The sequence below is a fragment of the Variovorax sp. WDL1 genome, from assembly GCF_001541225.1.
In the GTDB taxonomy this organism is placed as follows: Bacteria; Pseudomonadota; Gammaproteobacteria; order Burkholderiales; family Burkholderiaceae_C; genus Variovorax.
On record NZ_LMTS01000311.1, the window covers coordinates 514 to 1,935 of the forward strand.

Genomic DNA, 1,422 nt, shown 5'->3' on the forward strand with positions numbered 1-1,422 from the left:
TGTGCGGCGCGAGGCCGTCAAGGACGGTGCCAAGGAGGCCCATGCCTCTGCTCGCGGTGCAGCCGCCGGTGCCACCAGCACCACCGGCACCACCGGCGAATTCGCTCCCGCCCCCGGCGTCCTTCGCGCCAACATGCCCCCGGTCAAGCAACCCATCCAACAAGCGATCCGAGCGGCTTGGCTGGAGTTCTGAGGGGCGCCCTAGCGGGAGCACGCGCGACAGACGTGCGAAATCTTGCTGCGGTCGTGTCGTTTGTGGGGCCACGCATTGATGAGATGCAAGATGTCTGTGTCGCATGTTCCACTACGACGTTCAATCAAATGGATTTCGTTGTCCCGCTGGTCAATACACAAGCCCTTGGCAGTGGAATTGCTGCTACCTATCACGCTGACAAAAACGCGGCGATCATTCATCCTGATTTTTTCGCAAGCAATAGAATAGACCAGGCCAATGTTGTTGCGCATGAATATTTGCATAGCCTTCCAGAGAACAGAGCATTGGTTTCAACTGCGACTGCTGAGGAAGCGACAATGTCGTACGAAACGCGGCCCTGGGAAGCGCCGGCACTTAACTTTGGCTCTGCATTTTCGGATAGATTTGCACCGATGATCCAAGAGCGCTTCATTACTCTTCAAGGAAGACGACGATGAAAACGTTTGTTCGGCTTGCGACAACAGCAGTCATTGTCGTGTTGGCATCCTTGGCAACGGCTGATTCGATAAAAAATCAAAAAATTATCGTAGTCAGTGTTATGACGGATTCGCTATCCAATGAGGTCAAGGAAAAGTTAACAGAGATGCTTCGATTCTCTGCTGAGAAATGCTCGATCGCCCGGCCTGCTAGATTGTATATTCAAGGAATCTCAGAAATGGCAAAAGGAACGCTGGATGAAAAAATCGCCTTAGTTAGAGCTCAACGAGTTCAGCGATATTTTATCGATAATGACGATCTATCACATCTTCGAACGTACATTGCTGTTGGTTCGGCTTCTGCCGATTTCCTTACAAGATTGGACCTTTCCAGAACTGTTTCTGCTACCAGGGGCGCAGTGATTGTCCAAGGCATCTGCTAGAAGCGTTCGGTCCTGTGACCTGCAATCAATAAAATGACGTTGGTGTAACGGCATCGGTTTTTATTGACAAGTCAAGCCAACGAAGCAATTCTTGACGCTAATGGGCGATTGCATTGATTTCAAGCATGAGTGCAATGTGTCCTTGGACCATTTGCGCTATTCATAAATAATTTGAAGCCAAAAGCAGAAGCTGAGTGCTTGGAAAGTGTATCTATTCTGCAATTTCTTCGGGATCGAGCAGCAAACCAGTAACTTCTTTTGTCAGAGGGAGCAAATGAAGAATTCAGTTAATCCAAGAACACTAAGCACCGGCTTCACCCTGCTCGAACTCCTGGTCGTCCTCGTCATC

4 protein-coding genes are annotated in these 1,422 nt (G+C 49.8%); all 4 read left to right on the top strand.

From position 1 onward, the window contains the following. The coding region (locus APY03_RS42995; protein WP_198161366.1) for a hypothetical protein at nt 1–193 on the top strand (193 nt) is incomplete at its 5' end. Nucleotides 194–321: 128 nt separating this feature from the next. Next, nucleotides 322–651 (top strand): hypothetical protein, encoded by a 330-nt coding sequence (locus tag APY03_RS42100; protein WP_146039390.1) that lies wholly within the window; start codon nt 322–324, stop codon nt 649–651. Continuing rightward, nucleotides 648–1,073 (top strand): hypothetical protein, encoded by a 426-nt coding sequence (locus tag APY03_RS42105; protein WP_146039389.1) that lies wholly within the window; start codon nt 648–650, stop codon nt 1,071–1,073. Before APY03_RS42100 ends, APY03_RS42105 begins: the two co-directional genes overlap by 4 nt. 274 nt (nt 1,074–1,347) lie before the next feature. Continuing rightward, nucleotides 1,348–1,422 (top strand): prepilin-type N-terminal cleavage/methylation domain-containing protein (locus APY03_RS45810; RefSeq protein ID WP_443082866.1); only part of this gene is annotated, 75 nt, incomplete at its 3' end.